General features: G+C 65.9%; 17 protein-coding genes. 11 read left to right on the plus strand and 6 right to left on the minus strand.

Annotated features, from left to right (window positions below; translation table 11 throughout):
• Nucleotides 1–3: 3 nt before the first annotated feature.
• A complete protein-coding gene (locus tag G9Q80_RS10085) occupies nucleotides 4–1,671 on the minus strand; it encodes a divergent polysaccharide deacetylase family protein (protein ID WP_088715021.1) in 1,668 nt (555 codons plus the stop codon).
• A 187-nt stretch (nucleotides 1,672–1,858) separates the two neighbouring features.
• Between G9Q80_RS10085 and G9Q80_RS10090 the strand changes: the two genes are divergently transcribed.
• The 8 genes from G9Q80_RS10090 (at nucleotide 1,859) to lexA (ending at nucleotide 8,293) form a co-directional block, all read left to right on the plus strand.
• On the plus strand, nucleotides 1,859–2,440 hold the full coding sequence (locus G9Q80_RS10090) for an anthranilate synthase component II (protein ID WP_088715022.1): 582 nt from the start codon (nucleotides 1,859–1,861) through the stop codon (nucleotides 2,438–2,440).
• Complete coding sequence (gene trpD, locus G9Q80_RS10095; protein WP_088715023.1) at nucleotides 2,437–3,456, plus strand: anthranilate phosphoribosyltransferase; 1,020 nt, start codon at nucleotides 2,437–2,439, stop codon at nucleotides 3,454–3,456. Before G9Q80_RS10090 ends, trpD begins: the two co-directional genes overlap by 4 nt.
• An 11-nt stretch (nucleotides 3,457–3,467) precedes the next feature.
• Entirely contained in the window at nucleotides 3,468–4,121 is a 654-nt protein-coding gene (locus G9Q80_RS10100) for a uracil-DNA glycosylase (RefSeq protein ID WP_088715093.1), read from the plus strand.
• Nucleotides 4,121–4,924: an indole-3-glycerol phosphate synthase TrpC gene (gene trpC, locus G9Q80_RS10105; RefSeq protein ID WP_088715024.1), complete on the plus strand. Its 804-nt coding sequence runs from the start codon at nucleotides 4,121–4,123 to the stop codon at nucleotides 4,922–4,924. Before G9Q80_RS10100 ends, trpC begins: the two co-directional genes overlap by 1 nt.
• Nucleotides 4,921–5,397 carry a cyclic pyranopterin monophosphate synthase MoaC gene (gene moaC / locus G9Q80_RS10110; RefSeq protein ID WP_043139834.1) on the plus strand — a complete coding sequence of 159 codons (477 nt, stop codon included), beginning with the start codon at nucleotides 4,921–4,923 and terminating at the stop codon, nucleotides 5,395–5,397. The genes trpC and moaC overlap by 4 nt, the downstream gene beginning before the upstream one ends.
• On the plus strand, nucleotides 5,394–6,278 hold the full coding sequence (locus G9Q80_RS10115; RefSeq protein ID WP_088715025.1) for a GIY-YIG nuclease family protein: 885 nt from the start codon (nucleotides 5,394–5,396) through the stop codon (nucleotides 6,276–6,278). Before moaC ends, G9Q80_RS10115 begins: the two co-directional genes overlap by 4 nt.
• Nucleotides 6,275–7,441: a molybdopterin molybdotransferase MoeA gene (locus tag G9Q80_RS10120; protein WP_088715026.1), complete on the plus strand. Its 1,167-nt coding sequence runs from the start codon at nucleotides 6,275–6,277 to the stop codon at nucleotides 7,439–7,441. The genes G9Q80_RS10115 and G9Q80_RS10120 overlap by 4 nt, the downstream gene beginning before the upstream one ends.
• Nucleotides 7,442–7,597: 156 nt before the next feature.
• Nucleotides 7,598–8,293, plus strand: a complete 696-nt coding sequence (gene lexA / locus G9Q80_RS10125) for a transcriptional repressor LexA (RefSeq protein WP_043140079.1) — start codon at nucleotides 7,598–7,600, stop codon at nucleotides 8,291–8,293.
• Here the strand turns inward: lexA and G9Q80_RS10130 are convergent.
• The gene (locus G9Q80_RS10130; RefSeq protein WP_088715027.1) at nucleotides 8,287–10,362 is read right to left on the minus strand and encodes a ComEC/Rec2 family competence protein; all 2,076 of its coding nucleotides are present in this window, start codon (nucleotides 10,360–10,362) and stop codon (nucleotides 8,287–8,289) included. The genes lexA and G9Q80_RS10130 overlap by 7 nt on opposite strands.
• Nucleotides 10,363–10,438: 76 nt before the next feature.
• Here G9Q80_RS10130 and gltX point away from each other — a divergent pair, with 76 nt between their 5' ends.
• Entirely contained in the window at nucleotides 10,439–11,854 is a 1,416-nt protein-coding gene (gene gltX / locus G9Q80_RS10135; protein WP_088715028.1) for a glutamate--tRNA ligase, read from the plus strand.
• A gap of 79 nt (nucleotides 11,855–11,933) precedes the next feature.
• Nucleotides 11,934–13,229 carry a citrate synthase gene (gltA, locus tag G9Q80_RS10140; protein ID WP_043139843.1) on the plus strand — a complete coding sequence of 432 codons (1,296 nt, stop codon included), beginning with the start codon at nucleotides 11,934–11,936 and terminating at the stop codon, nucleotides 13,227–13,229.
• Between the two features lie 131 nt (nucleotides 13,230–13,360).
• Here gltA and G9Q80_RS10145 read toward each other — a convergent pair whose 3' ends face one another.
• Complete coding sequence (locus tag G9Q80_RS10145; RefSeq protein ID WP_069209860.1) at nucleotides 13,361–14,137, minus strand: enoyl-CoA hydratase-related protein; 777 nt, start codon at nucleotides 14,135–14,137, stop codon at nucleotides 13,361–13,363.
• 70 nt (nucleotides 14,138–14,207) lie between these two features.
• Entirely contained in the window at nucleotides 14,208–14,711 is a 504-nt protein-coding gene (locus tag G9Q80_RS10150) for a DUF2087 domain-containing protein (RefSeq protein WP_088715029.1), read from the minus strand.
• 220 nt (nucleotides 14,712–14,931) lie between these two features.
• On the opposite strand from G9Q80_RS10150, the gene G9Q80_RS10155 reads away from it, so the two are divergent.
• The gene (locus tag G9Q80_RS10155) at nucleotides 14,932–15,309 is read left to right on the plus strand and encodes a VOC family protein (protein ID WP_088715030.1); all 378 of its coding nucleotides are present in this window, start codon (nucleotides 14,932–14,934) and stop codon (nucleotides 15,307–15,309) included.
• 15 nt (nucleotides 15,310–15,324) lie between these two features.
• Here G9Q80_RS10155 and G9Q80_RS10160 read toward each other — a convergent pair whose 3' ends face one another.
• Both G9Q80_RS10160 and G9Q80_RS10165 read right to left on the minus strand, forming a co-directional pair.
• Complete coding sequence (locus G9Q80_RS10160; protein WP_168246454.1) at nucleotides 15,325–15,822, minus strand: cytochrome c-type biogenesis protein; 498 nt, start codon at nucleotides 15,820–15,822, stop codon at nucleotides 15,325–15,327.
• Nucleotides 15,819–17,786, minus strand: a complete 1,968-nt coding sequence (locus G9Q80_RS10165) for a heme lyase CcmF/NrfE family subunit (protein WP_088715031.1) — start codon at nucleotides 17,784–17,786, stop codon at nucleotides 15,819–15,821. The genes G9Q80_RS10160 and G9Q80_RS10165 overlap by 4 nt, the downstream gene beginning before the upstream one ends.
• Nucleotides 17,787–17,849 lie beyond the last annotated feature (63 nt).

The following is a 17,849-nucleotide window of genomic DNA, read 5'->3' on the forward strand; positions in this document are numbered from 1 at the left end:
CCCTTACTCCGCCGCCAGCGACTCGGCCAGTACGAGTGAGGTGGGAACCAGCGCGATCGTGCCGCTGCGATCCTGCAACCCCCAGAGCACCAGCGCAGAGATCGTGTCGGCGCGCAGCCGCCCCATCATGACCACCCCGCCTTCTTGCCGGGCGCGAAAGGCTGCCTGGTCCAGGGTGCGGCGGATCATCGTCGCGTCCTGTCCCTCACCGTCGAAATCGCGGAACAGCGTGACAGAGGGCACACCATCCTTCAGCGCCAGTTTCTGCGCCGTGTTCAGCCCCTTGGGCTGGGTGATCAACCCATGCCCGCTATCCGCAAGAAAGGCCGCAACCTGACTCGACACATCGCGGGTCTCCTGCAGGTCGCCATCCGGGTCCTCAAGCACGGCCACGACATCCGGCACCGCCCGCATCAGCCCCTCCATCGCGACCTCGACATCGGCGGCCTGGGCACCGTCGGGCATGTCCCCCAGCACCAGCACCTCGAATCCCAGGTCCCGATACCCCCGGGCCGCCGCGGCGGCGTCCGGATGGTTGGGAGAAATGGCAAAGCTCACCGGAAAGGGAAAAGCCTCCAGCCCGGAGGGGCCAAGCGGGCCACTGCCGTCGTCGATCAGCACGATGGCCATGCGCGGCACATCGCTGGCCACCTCGACCGGGGCGGCGAACCGCACCAGCGGGCTGTCCGCAGGCAGGGCTGCCAGCGCAGAGGGCGGCGCGGCGGGTTCGGTGTCTTCTGGCTCGGGAGTTGGAACAGGGGCGGCAGGCGTTGCGCGATCCACAAGCGAGCGCGCGGGTTTGCCGATGGCCGGTCCCGTGGGCTCTGGCGCGGGTTCCGTCGTTTCCAGCACGGGTTCCAGCGCCGGATCCGGAGCAAGGGTGGCCGCGCGCGGCCCATCGGGTTCTGACGCGGGCGCGTCCGGATCGGGAACAGTGGCGGGTTCGGGCGCCTCGGGTGCAGGATCGACCGGCGCCGGGTCCACCGGTGCCGCGTCGGCCGCATCGGGCCCGTCCACCCGTTCGGTCACCAGTGCGCTGTCGCCGTCGGGTACGACCGGGGCCGGCGGCTGGGCCGGGCCGGTGACGATGATCGGTTGGGCTTCGGGACGGGGTGCGCCGGGGGCCGAGGTCTTTGCCCCCGGTTTGACCGGCGCGTCACGCCCGACGGAAACCGGCGCTGCTCCATCCGGAGCCGGGGCAGCGCCCTCTGGTGCATCCGGCGCCCCGCCGACCCGGGGGGCCGCGAGTGGCGCGGTATCCGCCCCTACCGCCACGGGCCCCGAGGGCGCGGCTGGTGCCCCAGCCGGCGCAGCAGGCCGGTCGACGCCGCTTTCGGGCACCGGGCGGCGTCCCGGCTCTGACAGGTCCGGTTTCGGGTCGGCGACATCGCCCGCCTCGGGTGTCTCGACCACGCGCGGCGCCGAGGCATCGGGGGCCGGGTCATCCACTGTCTCAGTGGCCGGATCGGGCTGGGCCACCGGCTTTCCGTCGGGCCCGGCATCCGGGCCCGCATCGGGCGTCTTGTCCAGCAGGCTGCTGTCCACCGCCCCGCCCGGCGGCGGCACGATGGCCGGGCTTTCGGGCAATGGCGTGTTCAGCGATACCGCCGCCAGCCCGGCCCCGGAAAAGACCGCGCCCCAGATCGCCCCAGACAGAAAACCCCGTGCCATGCTGCTCTCTCCGACCTCTTGCGCGCCTGTCCCGGCGCCTTTGTCCTGCAGTCCGGTCCCCCTGGCGGGCTTGACGCCACCGGGAGGGCCTGCGCATGTATACCGCGACGTGGCCCCGGGCCGCCAGCCCCCGATCACGTCCCCGCTCTATAGACCTGTAAACGTTAGTCCAAAGGCGACCCGCGCCATGCTGCTCCTGATCGATAATTACGACAGTTTCACCTACAACCTCGTCCATTTCCTGGGCGAGCTGGGCGCAGAGGTACAGGTCTGGCGCAACGACGCCCTGAACGTGCAAGAGGCGATGGCGCTGAAACCCGAGGGCATCGTGCTGTCCCCCGGTCCCTGCGACCCCGACCAGGCGGGCATCTGCCTTGCCCTGACCGAGGCCGCCGCCGAGGTTCGCATGCCTCTTCTGGGCGTTTGCCTTGGGCATCAGACCATCGGTCAGGCCTTTGGCGGCACGGTCGTACGCCATGACGAGATCGTGCATGGCAAGATGGGCGAAATCCATCACCAGGGCGAAAGCGTGTTTGCGGGCCTGCCCTCGCCGCTGAAAGCCACCCGATATCACAGCCTGGTGGTGCGTCGATCCGACCTGCCCGACAGCCTCAAGGTGACGGCGGAACTGGCCGATGGCACCATCATGGGCCTGATGCACCGCGAGCTGCCCATTCACGGCGTGCAGTTCCACCCCGAATCCATCGCCTCGGAACATGGCCATGCCATGCTCCGCAACTTCCTCGACGCGATGAAGGTGCCGGCATGAGCGACGATCTTCGCCCCCTCATCGGCACCTCTGCGGACCGCCCCCTGACCCGCGCCGAGGCCGAGACCGCCTTTCAGATCCTGTTTGACGGACAAGCCACCCCCGCCCAGATCGGCGGGTTGCTGATGGCACTGCGCACGCGCGGCGAAACGGTGGACGAATACGCCGCCGCCGCCGCCGTCATGCGCGCCAAGTGCAACAAGGTTGCCGCGCCCACGGGCGCGATGGACATCGTCGGCACCGGCGGTGACGGCAAGGGCACGCTGAACATCTCGACCGCCACCGCCTTTGTCGTGGCCGGTGCGGGTGTGCCGGTCGCGAAACACGGCAACCGCAACCTCTCGTCCAAGTCCGGCGCGGCGGATGCGCTGGGGCAGATGGGGATCGAGGTCATGATCCCCGCCGACAAGGTCGAAAAGGCGCTGGCCGAGGTCGGGATCTGTTTCATGATGGCGCCCATGCATCACCCGGCGATGGCCCATGTCGGCCCGGTCCGGGCAGAGCTGGGCACGCGCACGATTTTCAACATCCTAGGGCCACTGACCAACCCGGCGGGCGTCAAACGCCAGCTGACCGGCGCCTTCACGCGCGAGTTGATCCGCCCGATGGCCGAAACCCTGGGCCAGCTGGGCAGCGAGCGCGCCTGGCTGGTGCATGGGTCGGACGGCACGGATGAGCTGACCATCACCGGGGTCAGCTGGATCGCCGCGCTGGAAGAGGACGGCAGCATCCGAGAGGCCGAGCTACATCCCGAGGATGCAGGCCTGCCCGTGCACCCCTTCGAGGAGATCGTCGGCGGCACGCCCGAGGAGAATGGCCGCGCCTTCCGCGCCCTTCTGGACGGTGCGCAATCGGCCTATCGCGACGCGGTTCTGCTGAACGCCGCTGCCGCGCTGACCATCGCGGGCAAATCCGCCGACCTGCGAGAGGGCGCGGCGCTGGCGCGGGAAAGCATCGACAGCGGTGCAGCGCTCGGCAAGGTGCAGGCGCTGGCAAAGGCGACGCAGGCGGCGTGACCCACGCCGCCCTGACGCCGCCCGACAACTGGCGCCACCTGCCCTTTTTCGTGCAGGATCTGCCCCGGATCGCGGGGCAGCTTGCACAAAGTGACGCCCAGGTGCTGCCGCCGGCCCATCAGGTCTTTGCCGCGCTCGACGCCTGCCCGCCGGACCGCACGCGGGTGGTGATCCTGGGCCAGGACCCGTACCCGACGCCGGGCCATGCTCATGGACTTGCCTTTTCCGTCGAACCCGACGTGCGCCCCCTGCCCCGGTCGCTGAACAATATCTTCAAGGAAATGACGGATGACCTCGGCGCCTGCCCAGATACCGGCGACCTGCACTTCTGGGCCGAGCAGGGCGTGCTCCTGCTCAACACGGCGCTGACGGTCGAGGCGGGCAAAGCCGGGGCCCATGCGAAACTGGGCTGGGCACGACTGACCGAACAGGTGCTGGCCGCGCTGTCGGACCGTCCCCGGGCCTTCCTGCTCTGGGGCGGTCACGCGCAAGGGTTCGCAAGGCACATCACCGGCGACGGCCACCTTGTCCTGTCCAGCGCCCATCCTTCGCCCCTCTCCGCGCGCCGGGGCTTTTTCGGCTCGCGCCCCTTTTCCCGCATCAACGACTGGCTTATGGACAAGGGCCAGACGCCGATCAACTGGACGACGCCCAAGGGACCGTGATGACCACCACCATTCTCGACAAGATCAAGGCCTACAAGCTGGAAGAGATCGCCGCCGACAAGGCCGCCAAACCGCTCGGCACGGTCGAGGACGAGGCCCGCGCCGCGCCGCCGGTGCGCCGGTTTGCCGGTGCCCTGATGGATGCCGCCGAGAGCGGCTACGGCCTGATCGCCGAGATCAAGAAAGCCTCTCCCTCCAAGGGCTTGATCCGCGAGGATTTCGACCCCGAGGCACTGGCGAAAGCCTACGAAGCGGGGGGCGCCACCTGTCTCTCGGTGCTCACCGACACGCCCAGTTTCCAGGGCGCCAAGCCCTTTCTAACCGCCGCCCGCGCGGCCTGTTCGCTGCCCGCGCTGCGCAAGGACTTCATGTACGACACCTACCAGGTGGCCGAGGCCCGCGCGCTTGGTGCCGATTGCATCCTGATCATCATGGCCAGCGTCAGCGACGCACAGGCCGCCGAGCTGGAAGAGGCCGCGCAGAGCTGGGGCATGGATGCCCTGATCGAGGTACACGACGGCGAAGAGCTCGACCGGGCGCTGACGCTGAACTCACCCCTGATCGGGGTCAACAACCGCAACCTCAAGACCTTCGAGACCACGCTGGACACCACGCGGACCCTGTCGAAACGCCTGCCGGAGGACCGTTTCCTGATTTCCGAATCCGGCCTGAACACGCCTGCCGACCTCGCCGACATGGCCGGGCACGGCGCGCGCGCCTTCCTGATCGGCGAAAGCCTGATGCGGCAGGCGGACGTGGCCGCCGCCACACAGGCGCTGCTGAAGAACCCGGTGCCGGCATGAGCGGGCTGAGCCATTTCGACGACCAGGGCAACGCCCATATGGTCGATGTCTCGGACAAGCCGGTGACGGACCGTATCGCCACCGCCGAGGGCCATGTGACAATGGCGCCCGAGACCTTTGCCATGATCACCGAGGGCCGCGCGAAAAAGGGCGACGTGATCGGCGTGGCGCGGCTGGCGGGCATCATGGGCGCCAAGAAGACGCCCGAGCTGATCCCGCTTTGCCACCCGTTGCCCGTGACCAAGGTCACCGTCGACCTGACCCAGGACCCGGACCTGCCCGGCCTGCGCATCATCGCAACGGTCAAGACCTCCGGCCAGACCGGGGTCGAGATGGAGGCGCTGACCGCTGTATCGACCGCCGCGCTGACGGTCTATGACATGGTCAAGGCAGTGGACAAGAACATGCAGATCGGCGGTATCCGCGTTCTGTTGAAAGATGGCGGAAAATCGGGGCGTTACGAGGCGAAATGAGCAAAGGCCGATCCCTGGAACTTTTCTTCGTCGATGGCCGCCCAGACGGAATGCTCACAGCAGAAGTGTTCAATTGGACGGGCCATATTCTACGCATTCCCCGTTCGCGACTCGCCGACGGCTTGAAACGTGCACATTCGCAGCAGACAGGTGTCTACGTTCTCATTGGATCCGACAACCAAGGGCCGCTCGCATATATTGGCGAAGCCGAGAACGTCGCAAAACGCATACCAGGCCACGACACCGACAAAGACTGGTGGGAAGAGGTGGTAATTGTTACGACCGCCGGTGATGCTCTGCATAAAGCTCATGTAAAATACTTGGAAAGCCGCTTGGTCGAGTTGGCGAAGTCTGCAGGTGCCCGCCTGAAGAATGGGAATGCACCGCCCCGGGCGAGCTTGAACGAAGCCGCGATCACAAACATGGAAAGCTTCGTAGAAACCGTTCTGATGGTCTTACCCGCAATTCGAGTTGATCTTTTTGAATCAGGGAGACGCGCAGCAACAAGTTTCTCGGAGATGCCTTCCGAAAATTCGGAGCGTTTTCTCGTTCGCCACTCAAAGGGGTGGCAAGCCAAGATTGACTTGATTGATGGTGAATTTGTCGTACTCGCGGGCGCAAGACTTCGTCCAAGCGATGATATTCCCCCCTCGCTTATTTCGATTGCTAAGAAACGACAGCAATTGTTGGCGACAGGAGCACTCGAGAGGGCGACTGATCATGACGTACTATTGGAAAACTTGGCATTCAAGAGCCCGTCAGGGGCCAGCGACTTCATCATGGGGCAAGCTACAAGCGGGTTGGAGTTGCTTGTTCATGATCAGACGGGTCTTAAATACAGGCAGTGGGAAGAAAGCGAACTGAAAAGGAGTGCCAGATGATCTCCGTTTCCGAGGCGCTCGACCAGCTTTTTGCCCTTGCCGCACCCCTGCCGGTGGAAACCGTCCCGCTAGTGCAGGCCGCGGGCCGTGTGCTGGCCAGGCCCGTCACGGCGCGCCGCGATCAGCCGCCCTTTCCCGCCTCGGCGATGGACGGCTATGCCGTCCCCGGGGCCGCGCCGGGCCAGAGGTTGACCGTGATCGGCGAAAGTGCCGCCGGGACCCGTTTCGAAGGCAGCGTCGGCCCCGGTCAGGCCGTGCGCATCTTTACCGGTGCCCCGGTCCCCGAGGGCGCCACGCGCATCGTCATCCAGGAATACGTGACCCGCGACGGCGAGAGCATCACGCTCCATGACGATCTGGACGAAAATCCCTATATTCGGCCCGCTGGCACCGATTTCCGCATCGGCCAGACGGTCGAGGCGCCCCGGCTCCTGACACCGCAGGACGTGGCCCTGCTGGCGGCGATGAACATTGCCGAGGTGCCCGTCACCCGAAAACCGCGCGTCGCACTGATCTCGACCGGGGATGAGCTGGTGATGCCGGGTGACACGCCCGGCCCGGACCAGATCATCGCCTCGAACACTTTTGGCCTGCACGCGCTTTTGCGAGACCTCGGCGCGGAACCCCGCATCCTGCCCATCGCCCGCGACACATCGGAGTCGCTGGTCCATTGTTTTTCGCTGGTCGGGGACGCGGATCTGGTTGTCACCATCGGCGGCGCCTCGGTCGGGGACCATGACCTCGTGGCGCGCGTGGCCGGCGAACTGGGGATGGAACGGGCCTTTCACAAGGTCGCCATGCGTCCCGGCAAGCCGCTGATGTCGGGTCGGTTGCAGGGTGCCATGATGGTGGGCCTGCCGGGCAATCCGGTGTCTGCGATGGTCTGCGGTCACGTCTTCCTCGCGCCCGTGATCCGGGCAATGCTGGGGCTGGGCACCGCACCCGCGCCCCGGCTTACAGCCCGGTTGAGTGCTCCGCTCACGCAGAATGGCCCGCGCGAACACTACATGCGCGCGCAACTCGACGGCGACGGGATCAGGGCCCTGGACCGTCAGGATTCCAGCCTGCTCAGCGTCCTGGGCAAGGCAAACGCGCTGCTGGTGCGCCCCGTGGGCGATGCGGCACGCCAGATCGGCGATACGGTGGACTACCTGCCTCTGTAGCGCCCTCCGCGCGGCGCCTCACAGACCATCAAGGACAGGTTACTCCCTGCGCCCGGTTGACGCCAATGCGCAACAGGGCGCAGGGCTTATCCACATGATCGTTGACACAAAACATGAACAGCCATAGAACAAAAGTTAACAATTGTGGGGCTGAGCATGCTGACCAAGAAACAACTCGACCTTCTCGACTTCATCAACAAGCGGATGACACGTGATGGTGTCCCCCCCAGTTTCGACGAGATGAAAGACGCGCTCAACCTGCGATCGAAATCCGGCATTCACCGACTGATCACCGCGCTGGAAGAGCGCGGCTTCATTCGCCGCCTCGCCCACAGGGCGCGCGCAATCGAGATCGTCAAACTGCCCGAAAGCCTTGGCGGCCAGCCTGCCGGGTTCTCGCCCAAGGTGATCGAGGGCGACCGCCCCGACAACCGGCCGTCGGGTGCTTTCGACCTTGGACCGGCGACCCTGGCCGAGCTGCCGCTGGTCGGCAGCATCGCCGCCGGTCGCCCGATCGAGGCGATCAACGATCCCGCGCCGGGGGTCTCTGTCCCCGGACAGATGCTGCACGGCCAGGGCCGCCACTACGCGCTTGAGGTCAAGGGCGACTCGATGATCGAAGCAGGTATCAACGACGGTGACGTGGTGGTGATCCGCGAGACCTCGGATGCCTCGGACGGCGACATCGTCGTGGCCCAGATCGAAGGCTACGAGGCTACGCTGAAACGGTTCCGCCGCAAGGGCGACATGATCGTCCTCGAGGCCGCGAACCCGATCTACGAACCGCGCGTGCTGCCGCAGGGGGCTGTCACCGTGCAGGGCCGTCTTGTCGGCCTGATCCGCACCTACTGATCCGCAACCGCAGAGCGCGCCAGCCGTACCGGTTCCGGCGCGCCACCGTGCCAGAGCCTGTGGCCTGAAAGGTCACGGTCCGTCACCACCTGCACACCGCCCCTCAGCCAGACCGCGACGGATCCGCTCTCTTCGAGGCGCGGCGGGTCGAAGACCTCGCAGCCGCCCGGCAGGCTCAGCGCCACGCTGGACACCACGATCTGACCCGAATGGCAGCTGGTGACGCTGCGCGCGGCGCGCTTGCCCTGCAGGTGCAGGATCTCGAGATCCCCGATGGTGGCCCGCGCCACGCGGTCCTCGACCGGCGCGGGCCAGAGCGCCGCCGCCTCGGGCTGCACATGACCCAGCCCGTCGTTTTCCAGCCAGACCCCCGCCACGAATCCGGAACCGCGTTCGCGCGACAGCGCCCGCCCCTCCGGCAGCATGATCCCCACCAGCGTGCCACTGTCCGAGATCAGCACCCCGGGCCTGTCGGTTCCCACCCAAAGCACCACCGCCAGGCCCAGTGGCGCCAACCCGGCCAGCCGCCCACGGCCGCGCCAAAGGCACAAGAGCAGCCCGCCAAGGGCGATCAGCGGCAGCACCCAGGAACCGGGTGCCACGACATGTCCGACAGAGCCTTCCCAACCCGCCACCGTATGCGCAACGCCCAGGATCCAGCCCAGTCCCAGCGCCATCAGTTCCAAAGCGATCCAATCCAGCCCCAAGGGCATCAGCAGCGCCGCCAGCACAGCCAGCGGAACCACCCAGATCCCCATAACCGGCACGGCCACCAGGTTCGCCAACAGCCCGTAATGTGCCACCTGGTTGAAATGTGCCATACCCACCGGGGCCGTTGCCGCCCCTGCCACGGCCGAGGACACCACGACCGACAGGATCGGCGCGATCCAGCGTGGCCACTTGCGGTCGCGCTGGAGCAGGCTGAACTGTTCAAAGACCGCGACCAGCGCGGTCGTGGCGGCAAAGGACATCTGGAACCCGGGCCCCAGCAGCGCCTCGGGCCGCATCACAAGGACCACCAGCGCCGCAATGGCCACGCTCCGCAGGCTCAATGCCCGGCGGTCCAGCATCAGAGCACAGAGCGCCGCCGCCACCATGATGAAGGCCCGTTCCGTCGCCACGTTGCCACCCGAAAGTGCAAGGTAGCCTGCGGCGGCCAGCAACGCCCCAAGGGCCGCCAGCTTCTTGCCGGGCCAGTGATGGCGCGCGTGACGCGGCAGAATCAGCGCCAGCCGCAGGGCCGCGAACACGAAGCCCGCCAACAGTCCCATGTGCAGGCCCGAGATGGCCAGAAGATGCGCCAGGTTGCTGTCCCGCAGCGCCTGCAACGTCTCCTGCCCCATGCCGGATCGGTCCCCGGTCATGATCGCGGCGGCAAAGGCGCCCCGTTCACCCGGCAGGGCCGCCTGGACCCGCGCCGACAACCACAGCCGCATCCGCGCCACGGGCAGGCCCTCGCCCGCCTCTTCCAGCAGCAAGACCGGCGAGCGCGTATAGCCCACGGCCCCCAACCGCAGGAACCAGGCGTGGCGGCGAAAATCGAACCCGCCGGGTTCGACCGCGCCGCCGGGGGGCGACAGGTGCCCGGTCAGGATCACCACCTGGCCCGGACGCGGATCGAGATAGCCCTGTGTCCCGTGCAAGGAGACCCGCACCCGGTGTGGGGTCTCGTCCGGGTCCATACGTTCCAGCACCACCCGGTCCAGCGTCAGCCGCAGCGCGTCCGAGGCAGAGCGGTCGATCTGGATCACGCGTCCCTCGATCGCGCCGTAGTACCGGAAATCCAGCACCGGCCCGGCCACCTGCTGCGCCCGGACACCCGCCAGAGCGAACCCGGCTGCCGCCAGCGCAACCGCGCCCAGCAAGGGCCCCCAAAGCGGTCCGGCGCGATGCTGGACCAGGGCAAGACAGCCAAGCCCGCCACAGGCCCAGAGCACCGCCGCCGAAGGTTCGGCGCGGAGCGCGAAATAGACCCCGATGCCGGTTGCCAGGCAAACCGGCGCCCAGGGAAATAGATGGCCGCGTTGCCCCAGGAGGAGGGCGGCCAGCCACGTCAGGACCTGACCCATGCTTGCCCCCCGTTGGGCGGCTCGTTAAGGAACGGCAAAGCCTAGCCCCGATGCCGTTATGAAAAGGTTAACCAAGATGTCCGACGCCCAGGTCGTCACCCGCTTTGCCCCCTCGCCCACCGGTTTCCTGCACATCGGCGGCGCCCGCACCGCGCTGTTCAACTGGCTCTATGCCCGGGGCCGTGGCGGCAAGTTCCTGTTGCGGATCGAGGACACGGATCGCGCGCGCTCGACCCCCGAAGCGACAGAGGCGATCCTGCGCGGGCTGGACTGGCTGGGACTGGACCATGACGGCGAGGTCGTAAGCCAGTTCGAACGCGCCCCCCGCCATGCCGAGGTTGCCCATCAGCTGCTCGCCAAGGGCGCGGCCTACAAGTGTTTCTCTACGCAGGAAGAAATCGAGGCCTTCCGCGAAGCGGCCCGGGCCGAGGGACGCTCGACCCTGTTCCGGAGCCCCTGGCGCGATGCCGATCCCGCCACGCATCCGGACGCCCCCCATGTTGTCCGCCTGAAAACACCGCAGGACGGCGAGACGGTTATCGAGGACCAGGTTCAGGGACGCGTCACCATCCGCAACGACCAGCTGGATGACATGGTGCTGCTGCGCTCGGACGGGACGCCGGTCTACATGCTGGCCGTCGTGGTCGACGATTTCGACATGGGCGTGACCCATGTGATCCGGGGCGACGACCACCTCAACAACGCCGCGCGGCAGATGGGCATTTATGCCGCGATGGGCTGGCCGCTGCCGGTCTACGCGCATATCCCCCTGATCCACGGGCCGGACGGCAAGAAGCTGTCGAAACGTCATGGCGCGCTTGGCGCCGACGAATACCAGAAGATGGGCTACCCGGCAGCGGGCATGCGCAACTACCTGGCGCGGCTGGGATGGAGCCACGGCGACGACGAATTCTTTACCGATGCGCAGGCGCAGGAGTGGTTCGGCTTGGACGGGATCGGCAAGTCGCCGGCCCGGTTCGATCTCAAGAAACTGGAAAACCTCTGCGGCCAGCACATCGCGATCAGCGACGATGCTGCACTGCTGCAAGAAATCGAGGCGTTTCTTGCAGCCATAGGCGAATCCGCCCTGACCGCGACGCAGCGTGACGGATTGCTTCGTGCGATGTATTGCCTCAAGGACCGGGCCAAGACACTGCCGGAACTACTTGAAAAGGCGCATTTTGTTTTGGCGGATACGCCCATTCAGCCGGATGAGAAGGCATCGAAGAACCTTGACACGGTATCCCGTGGTATACTGGCCTCGTTGACGCCGCACCTGCAAGATGCTAGCTGGTCCCGAGACGAACTGGAGGCGGTTCTGAACCGTTTCGCCGAGGATCAGGGAACCAAGTTCGGCAAGCTGGCCGGCCCGCTGCGGGCCGCTCTTGCCGGACGCGCCGTGACGCCTTCGGTCTTCGACATGATGCTCGTCCTGGGCCGCGACGAAAGCCTTTCGCGCCTGGCCCGGGCCGCGGCCGAACAAGAGGGCTGAAGCCCCGGACCGGCCATGTGACTTCAACCGGCAGGGCCGTCTCACGGCCCCGCTTCACGATATAAGAGGGATGACAAGCATGGCTGAGACCAGCAAGACCGCGACGCTTTCGATCGACGGCAAGGATTTTGAACTGCCGATGCATTCGCCGACCGCCGGTCCGGACGTGATCGACATTCGCAAGCTCTACGGCCAGGCCGGTGTCTTCACCTACGACCCCGGTTTCACCTCGACCGCCTCCTGCGATTCGACCATCACCTTCATCGACGGCGACAAGGGCGAATTGCTGCATCGCGGCTACCCGATCGACCAGCTGGCCTCGAAATCGCATTACCTCGAAGTCTGCTTCCTGCTGCTCTACGGCTACCTGCCCAAGGCCGATGAACTCGAGAACTTCGAGAACACGATCACCCGTCACACGATGATCCACGAGCAGATGTACAACTTCTTCCGGGGGTTCCGGCGGGACGCGCATCCGATGGCCGTGATGGTGGGCGTGGTCGGCGCGATGGCGGCCTTCTACCACGACTCGACCGACATCAACGATCCGCGCCAGCGCGAGATCGCATCGCACCGCCTGATCGCCAAGATGCCGACGATCGCCGCGATGGCCTACAAGTATTCGGTCGGCCAGCCCTTCGTCTATCCGCGCAATGACCTGGATTACGCGGCGAACTTCCTGCACATGTGCTTCTCGGTCCCGGCCGAGGAATATGTCGTCGACCCGATCCTGAGCCGCGCGATGGACCGGATCTTTACCCTGCACGCCGACCACGAGCAGAACGCCTCGACATCGACCGTACGCCTGGCCTCGTCCTCGGGTGCCAACCCCTTTGCCTGCATCGCCGCCGGCATCGCCTGCCTCTGGGGCCCAGCCCACGGTGGCGCCAACCAGGCCTGCCTGGAAATGCTCAAGGAAATCGGCTCGCCCGAGAACATCCCCGAGTACATCGCCCGCGCCAAGGACAAGAACGACAGCTTCCGCCTGATGGGCTTTGGCCACCGGGTCTACAAGAACTTCGACCCGCGCGCGAAGGTCATGAAGCAATCCGCCGACGAGGTGCTGGACCTGCTGGGCGTCGAAAACAACCCGATCCTCGCCACCGCGAAGGAACTGGAGAAACAGGCGCTCGCCGATCCCTATTTCTCCGAGAAGAAACTGTTCCCGAACGTCGATTTCTACTCGGGCATCATCCTCGAGGCGATGGGTTTCCCGACCTCCATGTTCACGCCGATCTTTGCGCTGTCGCGCACCGTCGGCTGGGTCAGCCAGTGGAAGGAAATGCTGAACGATCCGCAGAACAAGATCGGCCGCCCGCGCCAGCTCTACCTGGGCGAGACCATGCGCGACTACGTCGACATCGAAAACCGCTGAACGCGGGACAGATCAAAATGAAAAGGCCCGGGCGCACCGCCCGGGCCTTTTCCATTGGCCCCTCGCTGTTTCTTTGGGCCGAAAAATACCTCCGGGGGAGCCGAAGGCGGGGGCAGAGCCCCCTGCAGGCCTCACCGCCCCTCGTAAACCGCCGGGCGCTTTTCGTGAAAGGCCACGACCCCCTCCTTGAAGTCCCGCGTCTTGCCGCATTCCCCCTGCAGTTTCGACTCGACACCCAGTTGTGCCTCCAGGTCGTTGTCGTACGAGGCGCGCAGGGCCTGTTTCACCCGCGCATAGGCCGCCGTCGGCCCCTGCGCCAGATGCCGCGCGCGCGCCGCGACATGGGCGCCAAAGACGTCGTCGGCCACTGCTTCCCAGATCATGCCCCAGGCATCCGCCTGCGCCGCCGTGATCTTTTCGGCGAACAGCGCCGCGCCCATCGCCTTGGCCAGCCCCATCTGCCGCGGCAACAACCATGTGCCCCCCGCATCCGGGATCAGCCCGATCCGGGTGAAAGCCTGCAGGAAGAACGCCGATTCCGCCGCGATCACAACGTCGGCCGAGAGCGCAAGGTTGGCGCCTGCCCCCGCGGCCGCGCCGTTCACCGCGCTGATGGTCGGCACCGGGCAGTCATAGATCGCCCGCAGCATCGGTACGTATTCGTCACGCAGGGTCCGCTCTAGGTCCAGGTTGGCGGCATTGCCGCCATCGCCCAGGTCCTGCCCCGAACAGAACGACCGGCCGGTGCCCGTCAGCACGACAACCCGCGCCTCGCGCCCGCCACGCTCGACCGCATCGGTAATCTCGGCCCGCATCTGGGTGTTCAATGCGTTCATCACGTCTGGCCGGTTCAGCGTCACGGTGGCGATGTCCTCGGCCACCGCGTAGGTGATCATGTCGTATTGCATGGGTTTGCTCCCTGTAACCTTGGCGGCATCAAACATCGCAGCCGGGGGAATGGCAAAGCCAAACGCCGCGTCACGGGCGCAACACACGGGCGATCAGGGCACGCGCCTCGGCGCTGGGACGCCGTTCCAGCCGGACATAGGCGCAGCCCGCCCGATCGCGCCGCAACAGCCCGTGTTCGATCATCGCCCGGCGAATCTGGGCCGCATCGCGAAAGACGCAAAGCCTGTCGATCCGGGCACTGATCTCACGTTCCGTCCAGCTGGTCTCCGGCGGTAGCTGCGCCCAGACCACCCAGAGGCAGAGGCCCTGTACGGATGTGCGCCCCGGCCAGTCCGTGAACCGGGCCGCATCGTCAAAGAACCGGGCGGCGCGGGCAACCGCACGGTCGTCCAGAGGCTCTGCCGGGCTGTCGCCCAGCCGCGCGCGCATGTGCTGGTAGTTGCGATAGCCCGCAGCGCGGGCAATCAGCCCCAGCATCTCGAGGTGCGAGGGCGGGTTGTCCAACCCTGCGCGCAGGGACTTGGCAAAGGCCGAGAGATCGGGAATGGTCAGGGCAATGGGATCACGAGACATGATGTCCTCCGTCACCGATACCGCGTCCCCATATCGGGGAAAGGAGGGCCGCCCTTGTCCAGGGGTATCGCGAAGGCAATCCACGGGATCATGCTGTCGCAGGTTTAGCGAAAGGCGGCGCCTGGGTGAACTGCGGACCCGTGAAAACCGCTTAGCAGAAAGCCGGGGTCCGGTCCATCGCCGTTGACCCTAGCAGCCCCCGCCTGTCATGCTTGCGTCCATGAGCTACAAACCGGACGGCTATACAGATCTTTCGCCCTATCTCGTCGTTCCCGATCCCGAGGCGGTCCTGCAGTTCTGCGAGACCGTCTTTGGCGCCACCCGGCTGCGGGTCTTTCACGATGGTGACAGGATCCTGCACGCAGAGTGCCGCATCGGGGATTCCGTGCTGATGATGGGCGGGGCAGAAGGCGCCGCCGGAACGGTCGTGCATCTCTATTTGCCCGATCCGGACGCGGCGCATGCAAAGGCGCTGGAACTGGGGGCGGAAGAAATCCAACCGATGCTGGACAAGGGTGACGGCGACCGTCGCGGCGGGTTTCGCACCCCCTGTGGGACACAGTGGTTCGTGGCAAAACAGATGGGCGCGCCAGCCTGACGACGCCCGGGGGCCTCAGCCCTCCTCGCCCTTCAGCAATTCGTCCAGGCGCTTCTGCTCTTCCGGAGACAGCCCCTCATCCCCTGCCCCGGCCGCCAGCGAGCGGCGGCGCACATAGGCCATACCCACGACCAGCGCCAGCAGGAACAGCCCCGGCCCCGAGGCCCAGAGCAGCCAGTTCCAGCCGCCTGTCGTGGGTTTCAGCAGGACAAACTCGCCGTAGCGATCGACGATGAACGCCACCACTTCCTCGTTGGTGTCGCCCGCCATGATCCGCTCACGCACCAGGATGCGCAGGTCACGCGCCAGCGAGGCATTGCTTTCGTCGATGCTTTCATTCTGGCAGACGAGGCAGCGTAGCCCGGCTGAAATATCCCGCGCCCGGGCCTCCAACGCTGGATCGTCCAGCATCTCGTCCGGCTGAACCGCCAGCGCCACGTTAGCCACGAGGGCGAACAACAGGCCAAGGATGTAGGACGGGGTTTGTCCCCGCCGCCCGGTGTTCCCCATCATTCCGCGGGCACCCCCTGTGCCGGTGCCGATTTCCGCGCCCCGGCGGCAATCCGGTAACGCCGGTCGGACAGACTCAGGCAGCCGCCCAGGGCCATGATGATCGCCCCGGCCCAGATCCAGTTGGCCAGCGGCTTGATATAGATCCGCATGACCCATCCGCCGTTGTCCTGCGGATCGCCGATCACGACGTAGACGTCCCGCATCACGCGGTAGTCGATGGCTGCCTCGGTCGTGGGCATCTGGGCCACCGGATAAACACGTTTCTCCGGGTTCAGCACGGCGATCTCACGCCCATCGGTCGTCACCCGGACCTCCCCCATCGTGGAGTTGTAGTTCGGCCCCTGAACCCTGTTGACGCTCAGCAGGGTGAATTCGAAATCCCCAACGGCCCAGGGTTCGTCGATATGGGCGACACGGATGTCTTCCTCTTGCCAGGCCAGCAGCCCGGCGATCCCCAACATGGTGATCCCAAGGCCTGCATGGGCGACAGCCTTGCCCCATTCCGCGCGTGGCAACCGCAGCAGGCGCGAAAAATCCCGCGACTGGCCGGTGCGCCCGATCAGGTCGGTGACGGCCCCGGCAACGATCCAGGTGCCCAGGAAAACGCCAATCGGTCCCATCAGGCTGCGTCCGGTCTGCATCGCCCAGACCAGCCCCATCAACGCGATGGCAAGACCGAAGGCAGGTGTCAGAGACCGCAGCACGCGATCCAGCTTGCCCCGTTTCCAGCTGATCATCGCGCCCACTGGCAGGATCAACCCAAGCACCACCATGAAGGGTGTGAAGGCCATGTTGAAGAAGGGCGCACCCACCGACAGCTTCCGGTCGAACAGCATTTCGGCCACGAAGGGCCACATGGTGCCGACGAAGACGACAAAGCTGGAAACCGCCAAAAGAATGTTGTTCACCACCAGGGCGCTTTCACGGCTGACAACGCCGAAGACGCCCTTGGATTCCATCACGTTCGACCGCGCCGCGAACAACGTCAGCGCACCGCCGGTAAAGAACAGCAGGATATAGAGGATAAACTTGCCACGCACCGGGTCATTGGCGAAGGCGTGGACCGAGGTCAGCAGGCCGGACCGCACGATGAAGGTGCCAATCAGCGAGAAACCGAAAGCCAGGATTGCCAGCAGGATGGTCCAGCTTTTCAGCGACTCGCGCTTTTCCACGACGATGGCGGAATGCAGCAGCGCTGCGGCAAAGAGCCAGGGCATGAAGCTGGCATTCTCGACCGGGTCCCAGAACCAGAAGCCACCCCAGCCCAGTTCGTAATAGGCCCACCATGACCCCAGCGCGATGCCGATGGTCAGAAAGATCCAGGCCGCCAGGGTCCAGGGGCGCACCCAGCGTCCCCAGGCCGCGTCCACCCGTCCCTCGATCAATGCGGCGACCGCAAAGCTGAAACAGATGCTCAGCCCGACGTACCCCAGGTAGAGAAACGGCGGGTGAAACGCCAGCCCCGGGTCCTGCAGCAACGGGTTCAGGTCCGTGCCATCGATCGGCGGAATGCTGAGACGCGTGAAGGGGTTCGAGGTGAAGATGATGAAGGCATAGAACGCCGCCGAGACCGAGCTTTGCACTGCCAGCACGCGGGCGCGCAAAGTCGGTGGGATATTGGTGCCGAACCAGGCCGCGCAGGCCCCGAAAAGCGCCAGGATCAGAACCCAGAGCAACATGGACCCCTCGTGGTTCCCCCAGACGCCCGAGATCTTGTAGATCATCGGCTTGGCGGAGTGGCTGTTCTCATAGACCAGCTTCAACGAGAAGTCGGAGACGACAAAGGCATAGGTCAGCGCCGCGAAACTGCTGGCGACCAGCAGAAATTGCAGCGTCGCCGCCGGTTCTGCAACGGCCATCCACCCGGGCCACCGCTTGTGCGCGCCCACCAGGGGCATGACCAGCTGAACCAGCGAGACCAGGAAGGCCAGGATCAGGGCGAAGTGTCCGAGTTCTGTAATCATGTCTCGGGTTATAGTTGCGCCGCCCTTCCGGGCCAATCGTTTTCGCCCGGATACCCCGATCAC

Source organism: Mameliella sp. LZ-28 (assembly GCF_012274245.1).
Taxonomy (GTDB): domain Bacteria; phylum Pseudomonadota; class Alphaproteobacteria; order Rhodobacterales; family Rhodobacteraceae; genus Antarctobacter; species Antarctobacter albus.